Below are 19,632 nucleotides of genomic sequence, written 5' to 3' on the forward strand. Positions count from 1 at the left end.
CTCCTCAGGCGATCCGAATGCGGGGGTTGAGGAAGACATAGCCGATATCCGAAATCAGCTGCGTGACGAGCACCACGATGACCGCAACGACCGAGCAGGACAGAAGCAGCTCGATATCGTTGTTTGAGGCCGCCTGAACCAGTGTCCAGCCGAAGCCCTTGTAATTGAACAGGGTCTCGACGATCACCACCCCGGTCAGCAGCCAGGGGAACTGCAGCATGATCACCGTGAAGGGCGCGATCAGCGCGTTGCGCAGGGCGTGTTTCACCACGATGTTGCGAAAACTCACCCCCTTGAGCCGCGCGGTTCGGATATATTGCGCCGTCATTACCTCGGCCATGGAGGCCCGGGTCATCCGTGCGATATAGCCCATGCCATAAAGCGCCATGGTCATCACCGGCAGGGTGAAATTGGCGAATGTCGCATCCTCGGCGGCCGAGGCGGCCGACCCTTTGAGCATGGTGCGCCCGTCGATCAGCCCCCATTCCGCGAGGATCGGTGACAGGCCCGAGGTCGAGGAAGCAAAGAGCACGACCAGCACCACACCCGAGACATATTCCGGCGTGGCGGTGGTCGCGATGGAAAAGGTCGAGAGTGTCCGGTCCGTGCGCGACCCTTCCCGCATTCCTGCCAACACGCCGACCAGCAGGGCCGAAGGCACCATCACCACCATCACCCAGAACATCAGCTTGCCGGTCAGGGCCAGACGCTCGACGATCACCGCACTGACATCGGCGCGGAACACCGTTGAGGTTCCGAAATCCCCCTGCAGGATGCCGCAACGGGTCCGGCCTGGCGTCTCGCCGGCGGGCAAGGTCCCGTCGATGCAGCGCCCGCGCATGCCGCCATCCGCCTCCACCCGGGTCCAGCCGGGCACGACACCCAGCCATTCGCCATAGCGCATCAGCATCGGCGCGTCATAGCCGTTCCGCGTGAGCCAGCTGTCGACCTCTGCGTCGGTCATGCGCACCGAGCCCTGGCTCTTGGCGACCTTCTCGAGATTGGGCTGCAGGTTGGTCATCGCGAAGACGATGAAGGTCACACAAAGGGCTGTGAGCGCGACCACGCCTGTCCTGCGCAGGATGAAGGCGAACATATGCCGGACCTTTCTTTCTTGGTTCGGTCAAGACCCCGTGCCGGCCCGGGTGGGGCCGAGGCCGCGCGGAGGCGGCCCCAGAGCTGTCGGAAGGATCGCGGGGCGCTTAGGCGCGGAACCCGATCTTGTGCAGATGGATCTCGTGGCTCGGATGCTTCTCGGCATTGACCACGTCTCCCCGGTGGTGGTTGTAGAGCGACCGCCAGAAGGGTTGGATGATCACGCCCTCGTCGCGCAGGATCTGCTGGATGCTCGACATCTTCTCGCGCCGTGCATCCGCATCGGCGATGGCCATGGCCTCGGCCAGTGCCGCATCGAACTCGGCATTGCTGAAGGCGGTCTCGTTCCAGGCCTCGCCGGTCCGGTAGGCCAGCGCGAGGATCTGCACACCCAGCGGGCGATGGTTCCAGGAGGTGGTCGAGAAGGCATGCTTGGTCCAGTCGCCCCAGAAGGTGGCGCCGGGCTGGATGCGATGCTCGATCTGCAGGCCCGCATCGCGGAACTGCGCCGTCAGTGCCGCGCCGGTATTGGACAGCCATTCCTCATCGGGTGTGATCAGCACATGGGCGAAATCGCCCAGCCCGGCCTCGTCCATGGCGGCCTTGGCGGCGGCAGGATCGTATTCCGGCGCGGGGATCTCGGCATATTCCGGGTGGATCGGGCAGACATGGTGGTTCTCGGCTACGGTGCCCTGACCGTTATAGCCGAGCTCCAGCAGCACGTTGTTGTCCACAGCGAGCGCCATGGCCCGACGCACGGCCGCATCGGCATAGGGGGTCACCCCGTCCACCTCGGCCACCTGGTTCGGGCGCAGCACCACGGTCGCGCCTGTCACGGCCTCGGTCCCGGTCCAGCCGATGGCGTCGAACAGATCGACGAACTCGCCGGTGGTCTCGTAGGTCAGATCCACCTCTTCGGCTTCGGCCCCGGCAAACCATGTGGCAGGATCCGTGCCGTAATCGATGAACTCCACCCGGTCGAGATAGGGCCCGCCATAGACCTCGGTTCCCCACCAGGTGTGGTCGGTGGCCCGTTCCAGAACGGCGCGGACATTCGTCTCGAAGCTCACGGGGCGGAAGGGACCGGTGCCAATGCCGTGGTCGAAAGGATTGCCACCCTCATAGCTGGCATGGGTGATCGCCGCCGGATAATCGGACATATTCGCAATCACGGTGATGTCGGGCGCCGAAAGGGTCAGTGTGACCTTCAGGTCGCCATCGACGCTGATCGCGCCCTCGCGGGCCTGCCCGGTCTCGGTATCGATCAACCCGGCAAAGCGCGCGGCCATGGAATTGCCCTCGAGGCTGGTGTCGCACCACCCGGCGATGTTGCGGGCCACGTCCTCGGCCGTGAAGGGATCGCCATTGTTCCAGGTCGCGTTGGACCGCACATTCAGCACATAGACCGTGGCGTCGTCATTCACTTCCCAGCTTTCCAGCAGCATGGGGCTGAACGTGCCATCGGCATTGTAGGAGACGAGGTATTCCAGAAACCCGCGAGTCTGATTGCCAAGCTCGGACCAGTCATAGGTGCGCGGCTCTTTCATCGCCTTGACCAGATGCTGGATCCGCAAGGTGCCGCCCATGGCCGGGGTCTCACCATGACCTGCGGCGACGGCAGGACGCGCGCCGATCATTGCATAGGCCGCCGCCGCGGTTGCCCCGAGGGCCGAGGCGTTGGTCAGAAATTCCCGCCGGCTCATCTTTCCGGCGCGGCAGTCTTCCGCGTACATCTCCACCGCCGGATGCATGGCTTTCCCGTGGATTGTCGTGCGTGTCATTCGTTCAGTTCCCCCTGAGAAACAGTCTGTTTTTTTCTGCAATCGCCAAGCGGAGACCCGCCGCAGCCCCCCGTGAAGGAGCGCTTTGGACAGCAGGAAACCCAATGCGATCTGGTTCTTTGGACCCATGACGCCCCATTCTCCGGGGCCGGTCAACACCTAGAACCGGTAATAAAGTGCAAAAAAACGACATTGACTTCGCACAAAAACGACATGTGCGCCGCGCGCGGGCGAATCCGAAGCGCTTTGACGTTGGGTCAAGTGCCAAACGGCGTGAGATCCGGGATCACCCCCGGCGCAGGGCGAGGCGGTCGGCGCTGGGGGGCTGGCCCATCTTCGCGCCATAGCTGCGCGCGAAATACGCCGCCGAACCATAGCCCAGGGCATCGGCGATCTGGTGGACCGGGCTCGGCGTGTCGGCGAGCCGCCAGCGCGCCTCGGACAGGAGCCTGTCCTGCAACAGGGCCGAGGCTCCGGTACCGGCCACCGACTGGCACACCCGGGTGAGATGGGTGGGGGTGATCCCCAGCCGGTCCGCATAGCCTGCGACCGAAGGCTGGGCCGCCGGGCGATCGCACAGATCCGCCTCGATCAGCCCCATGAATTCGGCCACGAGCCGCTCGGACTTGCTGCTCGCCCAGAGCGGCGCGCCATCCTGCCGGTGCAGCCGCGCGATCTCGAGCGCGAGGAGGGTTCCGCAGGCGGTCAGGGCGGCGGGGGCGTCTTCGGATCCCGCGCGACCCTCCGTCTCGATCCGCGCCTGCATCCAGGCCAGATCGGCCTGCACCGCGCCCGTTGGGTTGCGCAACAGAAACGCGGTCTGCGGCAAGGCCGCAGCGATCTCCGGGGCCAGGCTCAGTTTGGTGCCGAACACCTGCACCGGAAAGGCAAAGCGCGTCGTGGCGCGCGCCGGGATGTAGAGATAGCAGGGCCCGGTCAGCCCCCGCGTCTTGCCATCGACAAACACGCGCCCCTGACCGCGCGTGAAAACATAGAGCGCCGGGTTCGGATCCGCATGGAGATCCGTCAGTCGCCAGCGTCCGCGTTGCAGGATCGCGGCCAGAGGCGTGACGGAAACGGGAAGGTCGGGCGCAGTCATGGCAAAATGTTAACCACGACGCGGGGTTTGGGCCAGACCGCTCTGCGCGGTGAGCAAGATTACGCGGGCAAGGCGGTCCAGTCCTTCATCCGCGCGCGAAACCAGGTGCGTTGCCGCTTTGCGTATTGCCGTGTGGCGATGATGGCCTTCTCGCGCGCCTCGGCGAGGGTCATCTCGCCGCGCAGATGGGCGATCAGTTCCGGTGCGCCGATGGCCCGGGCCCAGGGTGCGGCGGGATCCCAGTGAGGCAGGGCGTCGCGGGCCTCGTCGAGGGCGCCCTCGGCGAGCATCTGCTCAAAGCGGCGTTCGATGCGCGGGGTGAGCCAGTCCTTGGGCGCGTCGATCACGAAGGCGGCGGCCTGATCCCGTGGCAGATCGGGGGCCGGGGTCTCGTCCTGCCAAGTGGCGAGGGGGCGTCCGGTTGCCTCCAGAACCTCCCAGGCGCGCTGGACCCGCATGGGGTTGGCCATGTCGATCCGGGCGCTGGTGACCGGATCGCTCTGCGCTAGCGCGGCGGCCATCTGGGCCGGATCGGCCAGTCGCAGGGCATCGGCGCGGGTCCGGATCTCGGCCGGTATCTCGGGGATCGGGCTCAGACCTTGGGTGAGCGCCGTCAGGTAAAGCCCCGTGCCACCGACGATAATCGGGCGCATACCCGGCTCGGCGCGCAGCGCGGCGAGCTCACGCAGCCAATGTCCCACGGAATACTCGGCCCCGCGCGCCACATGGCCATAGAGCCGGTGATCGGCCTGCGCCAGATCCGCCGGGCCGGGTCGCGCGCTCAGCACCTGCCAGCTGTCATGAACCTGCAGGGCATCGGCATTGACGATCACGCCGCATTGCCGCGCGGCGATCTCCAGCGCCAGGGCGGATTTCCCTGAGGCGGTCGGCCCGGCAATGAGCACAGGGTGCTCGGCAGAGATCTGCGACAGGTCAAAATGAGGCATCTGGGAACCGGGTTGGAGCAATCGCGCAGGGCGCGGCGGTTTCGCCGTTGATCCCGGCGCGGATAAAGACCATTTTGCGCGCAATTCCGCTCCGGAGACAAGACAGAGGTCACCCCATGGACGATGCTGCCCCAAACGCGACCAAATACAAGCGCGTTATGCTCAAGATCTCGGGGGAGGCGCTGATGGGGCCTCAGGGGTTCGGGCTGCATCCTCCAACGGTGGAGCGCATCGCCCAGGAGGTGAAGTCGGTCCATGATCTTGGCGTCGAGATCTGCATGGTGATCGGGGGCGGCAACATCTTTCGCGGACTTCAGGGCAGCGCCCAGGGGATGGAGCGGACAACCGCCGATTATATGGGGATGCTCGCCACGGTGATGAACGCGCTCGGCATGCAGGCCGCGCTCGAGGGGCTGGGCATCCACACACGGGTGATCAGCGCGATCCCGATGGATCAGGTTTGTGAGCCCTATATCCGCCGTCGCGCGGTCCGCCATCTGGAAAAGGCGCGGGTCTGCATCTTTGCCGCCGGGACCGGGAACCCCTATTTCACCACCGATACGGCGGCGACCCTGCGCGCCAACGAGATGTCCTGCGAGGCGATTTTCAAGGGCACCAAGGTGGATGGCGTCTATGACAAGGACCCGGTCAAGCATGACGACGCGGTGCGGTTCGACCAGATCAGCTATGATGACTGCCTCGCCCAGCATCTGGGCGTGATGGACGCATCGGCCATTGCCCTGGCGCGGGACAACAAGCTGCCGATCATCGTGTTCTCACTGGACGAACCCGGCGGGTTCCGGGGCATTCTCGCGGGCGAGGGCACCTATACGGTGGTCAATTCCGGCTGATTTCGGCCTGTCTTAAAACCTCACTGCAACACTTGTCATGATTGGTTGCTATACATCTGCAGGTCGCCGGGTATACAAAGCCCTTGGCAGATGACAGCGACACGAACCAAGAGACTTACATGTCCGAAGACGACTTTGACCTCGATATTGATGATCTGGCCCGCCGGATGGATGGCGCGATCGCCAGTTTGCGCACGGAATTCGCTTCGTTGCGGACCGGGCGCGCCTCGGCCGCCATGCTGGAGCCGGTGATGGTGGATGCCTATGGTCAGAAGACCCCGATCAACCAGGTGGGCACCGTGAACGTGCCCGAGCCGCGCATGGTGACGGTGAATGTCTGGGACAAGGGGCTTGTGGGCAAGGTCGAGAAAGCCATCCGCGAGAGCGGGTTGGGGATCAACCCCCAGCTCAACGGCACGATCATCATGCTGCCGATTCCCGAGCTCAACGAAGAGCGCCGCCGCGAGCTGACCAAGGTCGCCGCGCAATACGCCGAGAATGCCCGGGTCTCGATCCGCAATGTCCGGCGCGACGGGATGGATCAGCTCAAGAAATTCAAAGCCGACGGGATGAGCGAGGACGATCACAAGATCTGGTCCGACGAGGTGCAATCCCTGACCGATACCGAGATCAAGAAAGTCGATGACGCCCTGGAGACCAAGCAAGCGGAGATCATGCAGGTCTGAACAGGGGGACGGTCCGCCTCGAGGCGGGCTCTGGATCAATCCGGGGGGCAGCGAAAGCGAGACGAAGATGCAAAAGGCAGCACAGACACAGCTCAAATCCTCCGGTGGCGGGGACGGCCCACGGCATGTGGCGATCATCATGGATGGCAATGGCCGGTGGGCACAGGAACGCGGGCGTCCGCGGCTCTTTGGGCATCAGGCGGGCGCGCGCCGGGTGCGCGCGGTGGTCGAGGCCTGCCCGGATCTCGGGATCGAGTATCTGACGATCTTTGCCTTCTCCACCGAGAACTGGAAACGGACGCAGAGTGAAGTCTCGGGCCTCATGAGCCTCTTCCGCCGCTATATCAGCAAGGAAATGCAGGGTTTCCTGCGCGAGGGCGTGCGGGTGCGCTTCATCGGGGACCGGGTGCGGCTGGACGAGAAGCTGCGCGACCTGATGGATGAGGTCGAGATGCTGACCGCCCATAACACCCGGGTCAACCTGACCATTGCCCTGAATTACGGCGGACGCGACGAGGTGGCCCGCGCCACCAAGCGCCTTGCCCAGGAAGTGTCCGCAGGCCGACTGGATGCCGAGACCGTCGATGAGAACACGCTGACCCATTTTCTCGACACCTGCGTGCTGCCGGACCCGGATCTCGTGATCCGCACCTCGGGTGAGGCCCGTATCTCGAATTTCCTGCTCTGGCAGTCGGCCTATGCGGAATACGAGTTCATCGACACGCTCTGGCCCGACTTCACGCCCGAGATCTTTGCCGAGGTGGTGGACCGCTTCGGGGGTCGCTCGCGTCGCTTCGGCGCGATCGCCTGAGCCTGCGGACCCCGCCCCAATGCCAGCCAAGGCCAGCTTCGACGACCTCTTGCCCCGCCTGGGGTCTGCGGTGGTCATGGTCGTGGTGGGCGTGACGGCGATCTGGGTCGGCGGCACGGTCTTTCTTCTTCTTCTGGCGCTGGTGGTGGGCGCGATGGTGTGGGAACTGGCCCGCATGATCGCCCCCGAAGACCGCCGTGGCGCCATGGTGGTGGCGGGGGCTGCGGGTGCTGCGCTCGCGTCCTGTGCGGTGCTGCCTCTGGGCTTTGCCCTGCCGCTCTTGCTGTTGCCGGCCATGATCGGGGTGGGGCGGTTCGAAACCTCGCGCCGGGTCTTTGCCCTCTACACGGCATTCATCGGCGTTGCCGGGCTCGGCCTGTGGGTGCTGCGGCAGGATTTCGGGATGATCTGGATGCTCTGGCTCGTTCTGCTGGTCGTGGTCACGGATGTGGCGGGCTATTTCGCCGGGCGGATCATCGGCGGGCCGAAATTCTGGCCCAAGGTCAGCCCCAAGAAAACCTGGTCGGGCACGGTCGCGGGCTGGATCGGCGCCGGGATCGTCGGCTGGATCTTCATGACCCAGACCATCGCGGGATCAGAGCTGATCGGGATTTCCATCGCGCTCGCCATGGCCAGCCAGATGGGCGACGTCACCGAGAGCGCGCTCAAGCGCCGGGCAGGGGTCAAGGACAGCTCCACCCTCATCCCGGGCCATGGCGGTCTGCTGGATCGGTTCGACGGCATGCTCGGCGCATCGGTTCTCTTGCTGCTGGTGGAGCAGATCATCGATTTCCCGCCGCTCCCCTTGTAACGAAACGCGGGGGGCTGACGGCATGGCACGACGTATCTCCATTTTCGGGTCCACCGGCTCGATCGGTCAGAACACGGTCGACCTGATCGAGCGCGACCCTGATGCCTATGATGTCGTGGCCCTCAGCGGCGGCGGCAATATCCCATTGTTGGCCGAGCAGGCGCGCAATCTGAAAGCCGACATCGCGATCACGGCCTATGAGGACCGGCTGGAGGATCTGCGCGCGGCCCTTGCGGGCAGCGGGGTCGAGGTCGCCGCCGGGGCGCAGGCGCTCTGCGACGCCGCCGACCGGCCCGCTGATTGGGTGATGAGCGCGATTGTCGGCGCAGCCGGGCTTTACCCGGGCTTTGCCGCCCTGCGCCATGGCGGGTCGCTGGCGCTTGCGAACAAGGAAAGCCTCGTGACTGCCGGGCCGCTCCTTCTGGCCGAAGCGCGTGCCCATGACGCCCGGATCCTGCCGGTGGATAGCGAGCATTCCGCCGTGTTTCAGGCGCTTGTCGGCGAGGATATGGACGCGGTGGAGCGGATCGTGATCACCGCCAGCGGCGGACCGTTCCGCGACTGGCCGCTCGATGCGATTGCCAAGGCCACCCTGGCCGAAGCTGTGGCCCATCCCAACTGGGACATGGGCCAGCGGATCAGCATCGACAGCGCCTCGATGTTCAACAAGGCGCTTGAGCTCATTGAAACGCGGGAGTTTTTCGGCATCGCACCAGAGCGGATCGAGGCCGTGGTGCATCCCGGCTCCATCGTTCATGCGCTGGTCGGGTTCAAGGATGGGGCGCTGATGGCGCATCTCGGCGCGCCGGATATGCGCCACGCGATCGGCTATGCGCTCCATTGGCCCGAACGGCGCGATCTGCCGGTGGCCCGGCTCGACCTTGCGGCCATCGGGTCGCTCAGCTTCGAGCGTCCGGATGAGGTCCGTTTCCCCGCCTTGCGGCTGGCCCGGGAGGTCATGGCCACGGGCGGGCGCGCCGGCGCGGTATTCAACGCCGCCAAGGAGGCCGCGCTTGATGCCTTCATCGCCGGTCAGATCGGATTTCTCGACATGGCAGCCGTGGTCGAGGCCACGCTGGAGGGCATGGACCGGGACACAAGTCTGTCGATTCCACCACAAAGCCTTGATTGCGTCGCGGAAGTGGACCATCTCGCAAGGAATATGGCCGCGCGCGCGGCGGAAACCCGCGCGGCACAACGCTGAAGACAGCATCAAGCGAAGGACATCTCTTGGACCTTGTCGGACTGATCCCCTCTTTTGGCGGGCTCGCATTCACCGTGATCGCCTTCGTGGTGGCACTCAGCATCATCGTGGCGATCCACGAATACGGTCATTACATCGTCGGGCGTTGGTGCGGGATCCATGCGGAGGTCTTCTCGCTGGGCTTCGGGCCCGTGCTCTACAGCCGGGTCGACAAGCGCGGCACCCAGTGGCAGGTCGCGGCCTTGCCCTTTGGCGGTTACGTGAAATTCCTCGGCGACAGCGATGCGGCCAGCGGCAAGGATGGCGCGGCCATGGGCACGCTGTCCGAGGAAGAGCTGTCCCGCACCATGCATGGCGCCAAGCTGTGGAAGCGCGCGGCGACCGTGGCCGCAGGGCCGGTTTTCAACTTTATCCTGTCGATTGTGGTCTTCGGCTCCATGATCTTCTGGCAGGGGACCGCGACCGAGCGGCCGACCATCGGTACGCTGGTTGATGTGCCCGTGGCCAATTCCGAGTTGCGCAGCGGCGATGTGATCACCGCGATCGAAGGGCAGGACACGCCGGATTACGTGGCGTTGAACGCCCTGCGCGAGACGCTGCCCCGCCAGCCCGAGCTGACCTACACGGTGGATCGCGACGGGGCCTCGCGCGATGTGACCGGGCCTTATCTGATGCCGCCGCTGGTCTCGGGGCTGCAACCTCGCAGTGCCGCGATGGACGAAGGGTTCGAGGTGGGTGATGTGATCACGGCAATCGATGGCACACCGGTTTACGCGTTCGAGGATCTGCGCGAGGCGGTCGAAGCCTCCGCCGGGGCCGAGCTGGCCATGCAGGTCTGGCGCGGCGGCGAGGAGCTGACCATCACGGTGGCGCCCCGGCGCATGGATCTGCCCCTGCCCGAAGGCGGGTTCGAGACCCGCTGGCTGATCGGGATCACCGGGGGGATGTTCTTCGAACCCGAGACCGTGACCCCGGGGCCCTTCGCCGCCCTTTGGCAAGGGGTGGAGCAGATGGTCTTCATCATCCGCTCGTCGTTGTCGGGGCTGTGGCACATGATCACCGGCGCGATCAGCACCTGCAACATCTCCGGCCCGATCGGAATTGCCGAGACTTCGGGGGCCGTGGCCTCCCAGGGGCTCGATCAGTTCATCTGGTTCATCGCGGTGCTGTCCACGGCGGTGGGGATGCTGAACCTGTTTCCCGTACCGGTGCTGGATGGCGGACATCTGGTCTTTCACGCCTATGAGGCGGTGACCGGTCGCCCGCCCAGCGACAAGGCGCTGCGGGTCATGATGACCGCCGGTCTCGCGATGTTGCTGACCCTGATGGTCTTCGCTCTGAGCAACGATCTCTTCTGCCCCTGAGCCCGCCACTGTGCGGGTCCTCCGCGGTGCTGACAGGGACCGCGCCACCCCGCCCGCGGAGGTGGCGAAAAGTGGCACGAATTGCGCCCGTTTTTTTGACAATCCTCGCCGTTCCGGCTACGGGACAAGGACAGGCAAGGTGCGGGGCAGATTCTATGATTACCTGGATTCCAAGGTTGGGCGCGTCGGCGATGCGCGTCCTGATGGCTACATTCCTTGGTATGATGCTCAGTCTCAGCGCCCCAAATATGGGTGCAGCCCAGGATTTCCGCTTTGATCGCGTAGAGATAAACGGCAACCAGCGGATCGAGGGGGCCACGATCCTCAGCTTTGCGCAGATCGACCGGGGGCAAACGGTCACTGCGGGCGAGCTCAACGACGCCTTCAACCGGATCCAGGCTTCGGGACTGTTCGAATCTGTCGAAATTACGCCCCGGGGCGGCACGCTGGTGATCGATGTCGTGGAATACCCGACGATCAACCGCATCAATGTCGAGGGCAATCGCCGTCTGGATGACGACGTTTTGCTGCCGTTGATCGAAGCGAGCCCGCGTCAGGTCTACAACCCGGCCCTCGCCGAGGCCGGGGCCTCCGCAATCGTCGAAGCCTACCGCGTCAGCGGTCGCCTCGCCGCCACGGTGGAGCCGCGCATCATACGTCGCAGCGAGAACCGGGTGGATCTGGTGTTCGAAGTGACCGAGGGCGCCGTGGTCGAGAATGAGCGGATCAGCTTTGTCGGCAACCGGGTCTATTCCGACCGCCGCCTGCGCCGGGTTCTGGCCACCAAGGAGGCCGGGCTGCTGCGTCAGGTGATCCGCGCCGACAGCTTCATCGAAGACCGGATCGAGTTTGACCGCCAGTTGCTCACCGATTTCTACACCTCGCGCGGCTATGTGGATTTTCAGGTCCTGTCGATCACGCCCGAACTCTCTCGGGAGCGGGATGCGGTTCTGCTGACCTTCACCATCCGCGAGGGGCAGCAGTTCCGCATGGGCGAGATCACCGCGAGCAGCGACCTGCGAGAGGTGGATATCGAGAGTTTCGTGGCCGCCATCGATCTGGATCCGGGCGAGATCTACTCGCCCGCCAAGATCGACCGGACCACAACCCGGATGGAGCGGCTCGCGCTTCAGCAGGGCCTGAATTTCGTGCGCGTCTCTCCCCGGGTGAGCCGGAATGACGCCGCTGGCACTCTGGATGTGGATTTCGTGGTTGAGCGAGGCCCCCGTGTCTTCGTGGAGCGGATCGATATCGAGGGCAATGCCACCACGCTGGACCGCGTGATCCGACGCCAGTTCGACACGGTCGAGGGCGATCCGTTCAATCCCCGCGAGATCCGTGAGGCCGCCGACCGTATCCGCGCGCTTGGGTTTTTCTCGAATGCCGATGTGGACACACGGCCGGGCTCGGCGGATGACAGCGTCATCGTGGATGTGAATGTCGAGGAAGCCCCGACGGGCTCTCTGTCCTTTGGTGGCTCCTACTCGGTCGAAGACGGGTTCGGCCTCGTCGTGGCACTGACCGAGCGGAACTTCCTCGGGCGCGGTCAATCCGTGTCCCTGAGTTTTGATGGCACCTCCGGGGATCAGAATGTCAGCTTCCGCTTTGTCGAGCCTTCCTTCCTGTCGCGGGATCTGGCCTTTTCGTTCACCGCGGGCGTGACAAGCTCGGACAACTCGAACCGGGAATTTGATATCGACCGGCTGGGGATCGATTTCGGCCTGTCCTTCCCGGTCAGCGAGAACGGACGTCTGGGCCTGAATGTCGGGTATTTCGAGACGGAGCTTTCGGATCTCGACGCGGGTCTGTCCTCGCCGATCCTGCTCAGAGAGACGGGCAAGGCATCGGGCGCACGCATCGGCTATACCTACAGCTATGACACACGGCGCACGGGCCTGAACCCGACCGCCGGGGTCTTGTTGAGCTTTGGGCAGACTGTCGAAGGTCTGGGCGGGGATGACAGCTTCCTGATCACCGAAGCCCGGGCCATCGGGGAGCGGCGCTTCCTGAACGAGGATCTGCTGCTGCGGGTTGCGCTCGAAGGCGGGACAATTTCCTCGATCGGCGATGGCCAGACCCGGGTCACGGACCGCTTCTTCCTGTCCCGTGCGCAGATGCGCGGGTTTGCATCGAACGGCATCGGCCCACGAGACACAGTATCTCCGAATGAAGATGCGCTCGGCGGCAACCACTATGCGGTCGCCCGGTTCGAGGCCGAATTCCCGCTTGGCCTGCCCGAGGAATACGGGATCGAGTTCGGTGCGTTCTTCGATGTGGGCACGGTCTGGGATCTGGATGACACGGACGGGTTCAACGGTGTCGAGGTCGATGACAGCCTGAACCTCCGCTCTTCGATTGGTGTCTCTGTATTCTGGGACACGGCGATTGGTCCGCTACGCTTCAACTTCTCGCGCGCGCTGCAGAAAGAGGACTATGACGAAGTAAACAACTTCGACTTCACGATCTCTACCCGGTTCTGACATGGCATTGGGGCGGGGGTGGCTGCACGGTCTTGCGCTCTGCACGGCCTTGGGCATGGCCCTGCCACAGGGTCAGGCCCATGCGCAGCAGCAAATCCGCAGCAGCGTTCTGGTCCTGGATCAGGAACGCCTCTTCGCCGAGAGCACCTTCGGCATCCAGCTCAATCGCGCGCTCGAAGAGGCCTCGCGTCGGCTCGCTCAGGAGAACCGCCAGATCGAGGCAGACCTGATCGAGCAGGAGCGCGCCCTTACGGAGGCGCGGGCCACCATGACTCCGGAAACCTTCCGGGAGGCAGCCGATGCCTTCGACGCGCAGGTCTCGCGGTTTCGCGACGAGCAGGACGCGAAATCCGAGCAACTCGCCAGCCAGAGCGATCTGGAACGCCAGCGCTTTCTCGGGCTCGTGCTGCCGGTGCTGGGGGGGCTGCTCTCGGAATACGGCGCCTATGTTTTCCTCGATCAGCGGCAGGTGTTTCTGACCGATGACCGCATCAACGTCACCGATGAAGCCATCGCCCGGGTCAATGCGGCCCTTGCCGAGATGGAGGCGCAATCCGGCGCGGCCCTGCCGCCCGCGGCGCTCGAAACCGAGCTGCCGGACGCACGCAGCGAAACACCAGGCGACGCGCCCGACGCAACAGACGCCCCTGCGGCGGAGTAGCCCGGTCCGCCCGCTCCCTTGTCACAGGGCGCGGGGCTTGCTAGGCGAGACCTCACCACACGACCCAAGACAGCTAGGAGAGCAGGCATGACCGACACGGCGACACCGGAGCCGCAGATCGTCCGAACCGCGGATATCGACTTGATCCAACGGATCCTGCCCCATCGCTATCCCTTCCTGCTGGTCGACAAGGTCGTCGCCATGGACCCGTTCAAATCGGCCACCGGCATCAAGAATGTCACCTTCAACGAGCCGCATTTTCAGGGCCATTTCCCGGGCGAGCCGATCATGCCCGGCGTGCTGATCATCGAGGCGCTCGCCCAGACCTCGGCGCTGCTGGTCGGGATTTCCATGGATATCGCGGATCAGGACATGCTGGTCTATTTCATGGGGATCGATAAGTGCAAGTTCCGCCGCAAGGTGGTCCCCGGCGATGTGGTCGAGCTCTCGGTCGAGGCGCTGCGCGGCAAGCCCGGCGGCAAGGTCTGGAAATTTGCCGGCAAGGCCACCGTGGATGGCGAGCTTGCCGCCGAAGCCGAATTCACGGCGATGATGGACCTGCCGAAGGATGCCGCATGAGCGGCGTTGATCCCAGCGCGCAGGTCCACCCGAGCGCGGTGATCGAAGACGGTGCCACGATCGGGCCCGACTGCAAGATCGGGCCGCTCTGCGTGATCGGCCCCGAGGTCACGCTCGGCCGCGCGGTCGAGGTCAAGAGCCATGCGGTTCTCACCGGCTGGACAGAGATCGGCGACGAGACGATCATCTTTCCCTTCGCCACGATTGGCGAGATCCCGCAGGACCTGAAATTCTCGGGCGAACGCTCGCGCCTCGTGGTGGGCAAACGCAACCGGATCCGCGAGCATGTCACGATGAACACCGGCACCGAGGGTGGCGGTGGCGTCACCCGTATCGGCGATGACGGGCTCTTCATGGCGGGCTGCCACGTGGCCCATGACGCGATCATCGGGGATCGGGTGATCCTTGTGAACAATTCGGCGGTGGCCGGTCATTGCGATATTGGCGATGACGTGATTGTCGGCGGGCTGTCGGGCATCCACCAGTGGGTCCGCATCGGGCGCGGCGCGATCATTGGCGCGGTCTCGATGGTGACCAATGACGTGATGCCTTACGGCCTCGTGCAGGGCCCGCGCGGCGAGCTTGACGGGCTCAACCTCGTGGGGCTCAAGCGGCGCGGTGTGGCGCGCAAGGACATCACCGCCCTGCGGGCCGCGTTCCAGATGCTGGCGCAGGGCGAGGGTGCCTTCATGGACCGGGCCGCACGGCTCGGCGACGAAACCGAGAGCGATTATGTCCGCGAAATCGTCGCCTTTATCCTGGCCGATAGCGACCGCTCCTTCCTGACGCCGCGCTGATGCTGGCGCTGGTGGCCGGACGCGGGGGCTTGCCGCTGGCGCTGGCCTCGGCGCTGCAGCGGGCAGGGCGCCCGTTCCGGGTCTATGCGCTGGAAGGCTTCGCCCCGGACCTGCCCGACGTCACGCTGTTCCGGGTTGAGGCTCTGGGCCGTCTTTTGCGCGACATGCGCAAGGCCGGGATCTCCGAGGTCTGCTTTGCCGGTGCCATGCAACGCCCGCCGGTGGATATGGCGAAACTGCATCCTCTCAGCCTGTCGCTGGTGCCGCGCCTGATGAAGGTGATCGGCAAGGGCGATGACCGGCTTCTGCGCGAGGTGATCGCGATCTTCGAGGAGGCGGGCCTGCAGGTGCGCGGCGCCCATGAAGTCTCTCCTGATCTCCTGGCCACGGGAGCCGTGGGACGCCAGCCGACCGAGGCAGAGCGGACCGATGCCGCGCGCGGCGCCGAAATCCTTTCGGCGCTCGGCCCGCTGGATCTGGGTCAGGGCTGCGTGGTGGCGGGCGGGCTCTGTCTCGGGGTGGAGACCCTGCAGGGCACCGATGCCATGCTGGGCTTTGTGGCCGAAACACGGGGAGGCCTGGCCAAGACAGCGGGCGTGTTCGTCAAGCGCGCCAAGCCGGGACAGGATCTGCGAATCGACATGCCGACGATCGGGCCGGACACGGTGACGGCCGCCGCGCGCGCCGGGCTGAGCGGGATTGCGGTGCAGGAAGGTGCCGTACTGGTTCTGGACCGCGATACCCTGTCTCGCCGGGCCGAAGAGGCCGGGATTGCCATCTGGGCGCAGCCATGAGCCTCCATGTGTTTCTGATCGCCGGGGAACCCTCGGGCGACAAGCTTGGCGCGGCACTGATGGCCGGGCTCAAGAGCCTCGTGCCCGAGATCCGCTTCACCGGGGTCGGCGGGCCGCTCATGCAGGCCGAAGGGCTCAGCAGCCTCTTTCCCATGGACGAGCTCAGCGTCATGGGCATCGCCGAGGTTCTGCCGAAATACCGCGCCCTCAAACGGCGCATTGCCGAGACGGCGCAGGCGGTGCTGGACGAGACGCCGGATGTGCTCGTCACCATCGACAGCCCGGATTTCTGTCTGCGCGTGGCCAAGATCGTCAAGGCCGCGCGGGCGCAGAAAATCGTGCATTACGTGGCCCCCTCGGTCTGGGCCTGGCGGCCCGGGCGCGCGGACAAGATGGCCAAGGTGGTGGATGAGGTGCTTTGCCTGCTGCCCTTTGAGCCGCCCTATATGACCCGCGCGGGCATGCAGGCGCATTTCGTGGGCCACCCGGTCGTGGCCGAGCCCGAGGCCAGCGCCGAAGCGGCAGTCGCCTTTCGTGCCGCCCATGGGGTGGCGGCGGAGGCACCGCTGATTCTGGCTCTGCCGGGCTCGCGCCGGGGCGAGGTCGGGCGCCTGGCCGAGCGGTTCGGGGCCGCCTTGCGCCCCGTGCTGGAGGCGCATCCCAAAGCGCGGGTCGTTGTGGTTCCGGCAACCCCTGTGCGCGACATGGTCGCCGAGGCAATGCGCGACTGGCCGGGGGATCCGATCCTGACCAGCGGCTCGGATCCTGACGAGAAGCGCGCCGTCTTTGCGGCCGCCGATCTGGCGCTGGCGGCATCCGGCACCGTCTCGCTGGAGCTTGCGGCGGCGGGCACACCGATGGTGATCGCCTATGACATGAACTGGCTGTCGCGGCTTCTGATCGGGCGGCTGCTGCGAATCGATACGGTGACGCTGGTCAATCTGGTCAGCGAGACGCGCACGATTCCCGAATGCCTTGGCAAGGACTGCACGCCCGAGGCGATTGCCAAGGCCCTCTCATCGCTTCTCGACGACACAGAGGCTCGCGAGGCGCAGATCGCGGCCATGACCGAGACGATGACGCGGCTCGGACGGGGTGGGGAGGCTCCGGGTCTGCGCGCGGCGCGCGCCGTGTTGCAGGCGGTCGGGCGCTAGGCTTCAGGCCCCGCGCCAGATCCAGCCGCCGCCCAGCACCCGCGTTCCGTCCGGGTCATAGAACACGCAGGCCTGTCCGGGCGAAACGCCTTCCTCGGGCGTGAGCAATTCCACCGTCGCCTCGGTGTCCGAGATCGGGCGCAGGATCGCCTCCCGCGGCGGGCGGGTGGAGCGGACCTTCACCGCCAGCGGCCATTCCGTGCGGCTGGTCAGGGGCGCATCGCCCAGCCAGTTGATCTCGCGCAGCGGCACGGTCCGCGTGCTCAGCGCCTCTTTCGGGCCGACCACCACGCGCCGGGCATCGGGATCGAGTTTCACCACGTAGAGCGGGGTCTCCAGCCCGCCGATGCCCAAGCCCCGTCGCTGCCCGATCGTGTAGTGAATGACCCCGCGATGCTGGCCGAGGACAGTGCCCTCCATATCCACGATCTCGCCGGGCTCACCCGCGCCCGGACGCAGTTTCTCGATCACGGCCGCATAGTTGCCATTGGGCACGAAACAGATGTCCTGACTGTCCGGTTTGTCCGCCACGCTCAGCCCGTGCTTGGCCGCCAGCGCGCGCGTGTCCGCCTTGGAAGCCAGATGCCCCAACGGGAAGCGCAGGTAATCAAGCTGCTCCTGCGTGGTGGAGAAGAGGAAGTAGGACTGGTCCCGATTGGCATCCGCCGCACTGTGCAGCTCGGCCTTCCGAGGGCCCATTTTCCGTTGAATATAGTGCCCCGTGGCCATGCAATCGGCATCGAGATCCTTCGCCGTCTCCAGCAGATCGCGGAACTTCACCCGTTCGTTGCAGCGAATGCAGGGCACCGGTGTCGCCCCCGCGAGGTAGCTGTCGGCGAACTCGTCGATCACGGCCTCCCGAAAGGTATTCTCGTAGTCGAGCACGTAATGGGGAAAGCCCATTTCCTCGGCCACCCGGCGCGCATCATGAATGTCACGCCCGGCGCAGCACGCGCCCTTCTTGGCCAGCGCGGCCCCATGATCATAGAGCTGCAAGGTGACGCCCACCACATCATAGCCCTCGCGCGCGAGCTCGGCCGCCACGACGGAACTGTCGACGCCGCCCGACATCGCCACCACCACCCGCGTATCGGCGGGGGATTTGGCAAATCCGAGCGAGTTGAGGCCGGTCGCGGTATCGACCGTGGCAGAGACAGGGGAGGCTGTCATTTGGGATCTCCTGAGGAATGCTCGGAATATAGTTAAATGCTGAATACTCTCAAGAGCCCGCTTCACCCTCGCTTAACGCTGCTGGCCGAAATTGATCTCGTCTGAGGGACAAGAGGGATTTTGGTACGATGTATATGAGAAAAGACAAGGGGCCCGCCTCCGTGACCCTGCCGGATGGCAGCATCATGACGCGGTCCGATCTGCCCGATCGCGAGACGCGGCGCTGGGTGGCGAGCCGAAAGGCGGCGGTGGTCAAGGGTGTGATGTCCGGACTGATCACGCAGGAAGAAGCCTGTAAGTTGTACGGGTTGTCCGAAGAAGAGTTCGGATCCTGGATATCTGCGATCGAAAGCTTCGGTTTAAAAGGGCTCAAGGCGACAAAGTTACAAGAGTATAGACAACCTTAGGTTGTTTTGCTTAAGTTCTCTTTATCGGTAACTCGCAGTTAACCATTTACCCCCACAGTGGTCGTTAACCAATGCGAGCCGAAGCGGAGAGAATGGCAAATGCGCATCCTAATCATCGAAGACGACCCGACCACGGCAAAAAGTATCGAATTGATGCTGACCCATGCCAATCTGAACGTGTACTGCACGGCGATGGGCGAAGAAGGCATCGATCTGGCCAAGCTGTATGACTATGATCTCATCCTGCTTGATCTCGGTTTGCCGGACATGACCGGGCATGAGGTGCTGCGTCAGATCCGCCTCGCGCGGATCGAAACGCCCATCCTGATCCTGTCGGGGGCGGACGACACGGAAAGCAAGATCAAGGGCTTCGGCTTCGGGGCGGATGACTATCTGACCAAGCCGTTCCACCGCGAAGAGCTTGTCGCACGGATCCATGCGATCATCCGCCGCTCCAAGGGCCATTCCCAGTCGATCATCAAGACCGGCGATATCCTCGTCAATCTGGACGCCAAGACGGTCGAGGTCGACGGCATGCAGGTTCACCTGACGGGCAAGGAATACCAGATCCTGGAGCTTCTCTCGCTCCGCAAGGGCACCACGCTCACCAAGGAGATGTTCCTCAACCATCTTTATGGCGGCATGGACGAGCCCGAACTGAAAATCATCGACGTCTTCATCTGCAAGCTGCGCAAGAAGCTCAGCCAGGCGACAGGCGGCGAAAACCATATTGAGACCGTCTGGGGTCGCGGCTACGTGCTGCGCGATCCGGATCCGGTCGAGGCACCGACACCGCAACTGGCCACTGGCTGAAGTCCATCACTCCGCGACGTCGTGTTCAGGACCGCGCCCCCGGCAATCGGGGCGCGGTCTTTTTTGTTCGGGGGCCGCTTTGGCGCAAACCGATCTGGACCTCGGACGTCGCCCTGCTATTCCTTTTG

The 19,632-nt window shown here is 64.8% G+C and carries 19 protein-coding genes; 14 read left to right on the plus strand and 5 right to left on the minus strand.

Going from position 1 to position 19,632, the window contains the following annotated elements; translation table 11 throughout:
• Window positions 1–4: 4 nt before the first annotated feature.
• From ACP15I_RS18015 to miaA, 4 genes are all read right to left on the minus strand, one after another.
• Window positions 5–1,096, minus strand: a complete 1,092-nt coding sequence (locus ACP15I_RS18015; protein WP_424976143.1) for an ABC transporter permease — start codon at window positions 1,094–1,096, stop codon at window positions 5–7.
• A gap of 106 nt (window positions 1,097–1,202) precedes the next feature.
• Window positions 1,203–2,876 carry an ABC transporter substrate-binding protein gene (locus ACP15I_RS18020; RefSeq protein ID WP_424976144.1) on the minus strand — a complete coding sequence of 558 codons (1,674 nt, stop codon included), beginning with the start codon at window positions 2,874–2,876 and terminating at the stop codon, window positions 1,203–1,205.
• A 286-nt stretch (window positions 2,877–3,162) separates the two neighbouring features.
• Window positions 3,163–3,975, minus strand: a complete 813-nt coding sequence (locus tag ACP15I_RS18025) for an AraC family transcriptional regulator (protein WP_424976145.1) — start codon at window positions 3,973–3,975, stop codon at window positions 3,163–3,165.
• 59 nt (window positions 3,976–4,034) lie between these two features.
• Window positions 4,035–4,922, minus strand: a complete 888-nt coding sequence (gene miaA, locus ACP15I_RS18030) for a tRNA (adenosine(37)-N6)-dimethylallyltransferase MiaA (RefSeq protein WP_424976146.1) — start codon at window positions 4,920–4,922, stop codon at window positions 4,035–4,037.
• Window positions 4,923–5,038: 116 nt separating this feature from the next.
• Between miaA and pyrH the strand changes: the two genes are divergently transcribed.
• From pyrH to lpxB, 12 genes are all read left to right on the plus strand, one after another.
• Window positions 5,039–5,773, plus strand: a complete 735-nt coding sequence (gene pyrH / locus ACP15I_RS18035; RefSeq protein ID WP_424967364.1) for a UMP kinase — start codon at window positions 5,039–5,041, stop codon at window positions 5,771–5,773.
• Between the two features lie 119 nt (window positions 5,774–5,892).
• Window positions 5,893–6,459, plus strand: a complete 567-nt coding sequence (gene frr / locus ACP15I_RS18040; protein ID WP_424967365.1) for a ribosome recycling factor — start codon at window positions 5,893–5,895, stop codon at window positions 6,457–6,459.
• A 67-nt stretch (window positions 6,460–6,526) separates the two neighbouring features.
• Entirely contained in the window at window positions 6,527–7,270 is a 744-nt protein-coding gene (gene uppS, locus ACP15I_RS18045; protein WP_424967366.1) for a polyprenyl diphosphate synthase, read from the plus strand.
• A gap of 19 nt (window positions 7,271–7,289) precedes the next feature.
• Entirely contained in the window at window positions 7,290–8,081 is a 792-nt protein-coding gene (locus tag ACP15I_RS18050) for a phosphatidate cytidylyltransferase (RefSeq protein WP_424967367.1), read from the plus strand.
• 22 nt (window positions 8,082–8,103) lie between these two features.
• Window positions 8,104–9,285: a 1-deoxy-D-xylulose-5-phosphate reductoisomerase gene (gene dxr, locus ACP15I_RS18055; protein WP_424976147.1), complete on the plus strand. Its 1,182-nt coding sequence runs from the start codon at window positions 8,104–8,106 to the stop codon at window positions 9,283–9,285.
• Window positions 9,286–9,311: 26 nt separating this feature from the next.
• A complete protein-coding gene (rseP, locus tag ACP15I_RS18060) occupies window positions 9,312–10,649 on the plus strand; it encodes an RIP metalloprotease RseP (RefSeq protein ID WP_424976148.1) in 1,338 nt (445 codons plus the stop codon).
• 221 nt (window positions 10,650–10,870) lie between these two features.
• Window positions 10,871–13,129 (plus strand): outer membrane protein assembly factor BamA, encoded by a 2,259-nt coding sequence (bamA, locus tag ACP15I_RS18065; protein ID WP_424976149.1) that lies wholly within the window; start codon window positions 10,871–10,873, stop codon window positions 13,127–13,129.
• Window positions 13,130–13,184: 55 nt separating this feature from the next.
• Window positions 13,185–13,790, plus strand: coding sequence for an OmpH family outer membrane protein (locus ACP15I_RS18070; RefSeq protein WP_424976150.1), 606 nt, complete (start codon window positions 13,185–13,187; stop codon window positions 13,788–13,790).
• An 87-nt stretch (window positions 13,791–13,877) separates the two neighbouring features.
• A complete protein-coding gene (gene fabZ / locus ACP15I_RS18075; RefSeq protein ID WP_424967372.1) occupies window positions 13,878–14,369 on the plus strand; it encodes a 3-hydroxyacyl-ACP dehydratase FabZ in 492 nt (163 codons plus the stop codon).
• On the plus strand, window positions 14,366–15,166 hold the full coding sequence (gene lpxA, locus ACP15I_RS18080) for an acyl-ACP--UDP-N-acetylglucosamine O-acyltransferase (protein WP_424976151.1): 801 nt from the start codon (window positions 14,366–14,368) through the stop codon (window positions 15,164–15,166). Before fabZ ends, lpxA begins: the two co-directional genes overlap by 4 nt.
• The gene (locus ACP15I_RS18085; RefSeq protein WP_424976152.1) at window positions 15,166–15,960 is read left to right on the plus strand and encodes an LpxI family protein; all 795 of its coding nucleotides are present in this window, start codon (window positions 15,166–15,168) and stop codon (window positions 15,958–15,960) included. Before lpxA ends, ACP15I_RS18085 begins: the two co-directional genes overlap by 1 nt.
• On the plus strand, window positions 15,957–17,114 hold the full coding sequence (lpxB, locus tag ACP15I_RS18090; RefSeq protein WP_424976153.1) for a lipid-A-disaccharide synthase: 1,158 nt from the start codon (window positions 15,957–15,959) through the stop codon (window positions 17,112–17,114). Before ACP15I_RS18085 ends, lpxB begins: the two co-directional genes overlap by 4 nt.
• Window positions 17,115–17,117: 3 nt before the next feature.
• Here lpxB and mnmA read toward each other — a convergent pair whose 3' ends face one another.
• Window positions 17,118–18,284 (minus strand): tRNA 2-thiouridine(34) synthase MnmA, encoded by a 1,167-nt coding sequence (gene mnmA, locus ACP15I_RS18095; RefSeq protein ID WP_424976154.1) that lies wholly within the window; start codon window positions 18,282–18,284, stop codon window positions 17,118–17,120.
• A gap of 128 nt (window positions 18,285–18,412) precedes the next feature.
• Between mnmA and ACP15I_RS18100 the strand changes: the two genes are divergently transcribed.
• Together ACP15I_RS18100 and ctrA are read left to right on the plus strand one after the other, a co-directional pair.
• On the plus strand, window positions 18,413–18,691 hold the full coding sequence (locus ACP15I_RS18100) for a DUF1153 domain-containing protein (RefSeq protein ID WP_424967377.1): 279 nt from the start codon (window positions 18,413–18,415) through the stop codon (window positions 18,689–18,691).
• Window positions 18,692–18,790: 99 nt separating this feature from the next.
• On the plus strand, window positions 18,791–19,504 hold the full coding sequence (ctrA, locus tag ACP15I_RS18105; RefSeq protein WP_424967378.1) for a response regulator transcription factor CtrA: 714 nt from the start codon (window positions 18,791–18,793) through the stop codon (window positions 19,502–19,504).
• Window positions 19,505–19,632 lie beyond the last annotated feature (128 nt).

The sequence above is a fragment of the Dinoroseobacter sp. S124A genome (assembly GCF_049801015.1).
GTDB lineage: Bacteria > Pseudomonadota > Alphaproteobacteria > Rhodobacterales > Rhodobacteraceae > Dinoroseobacter.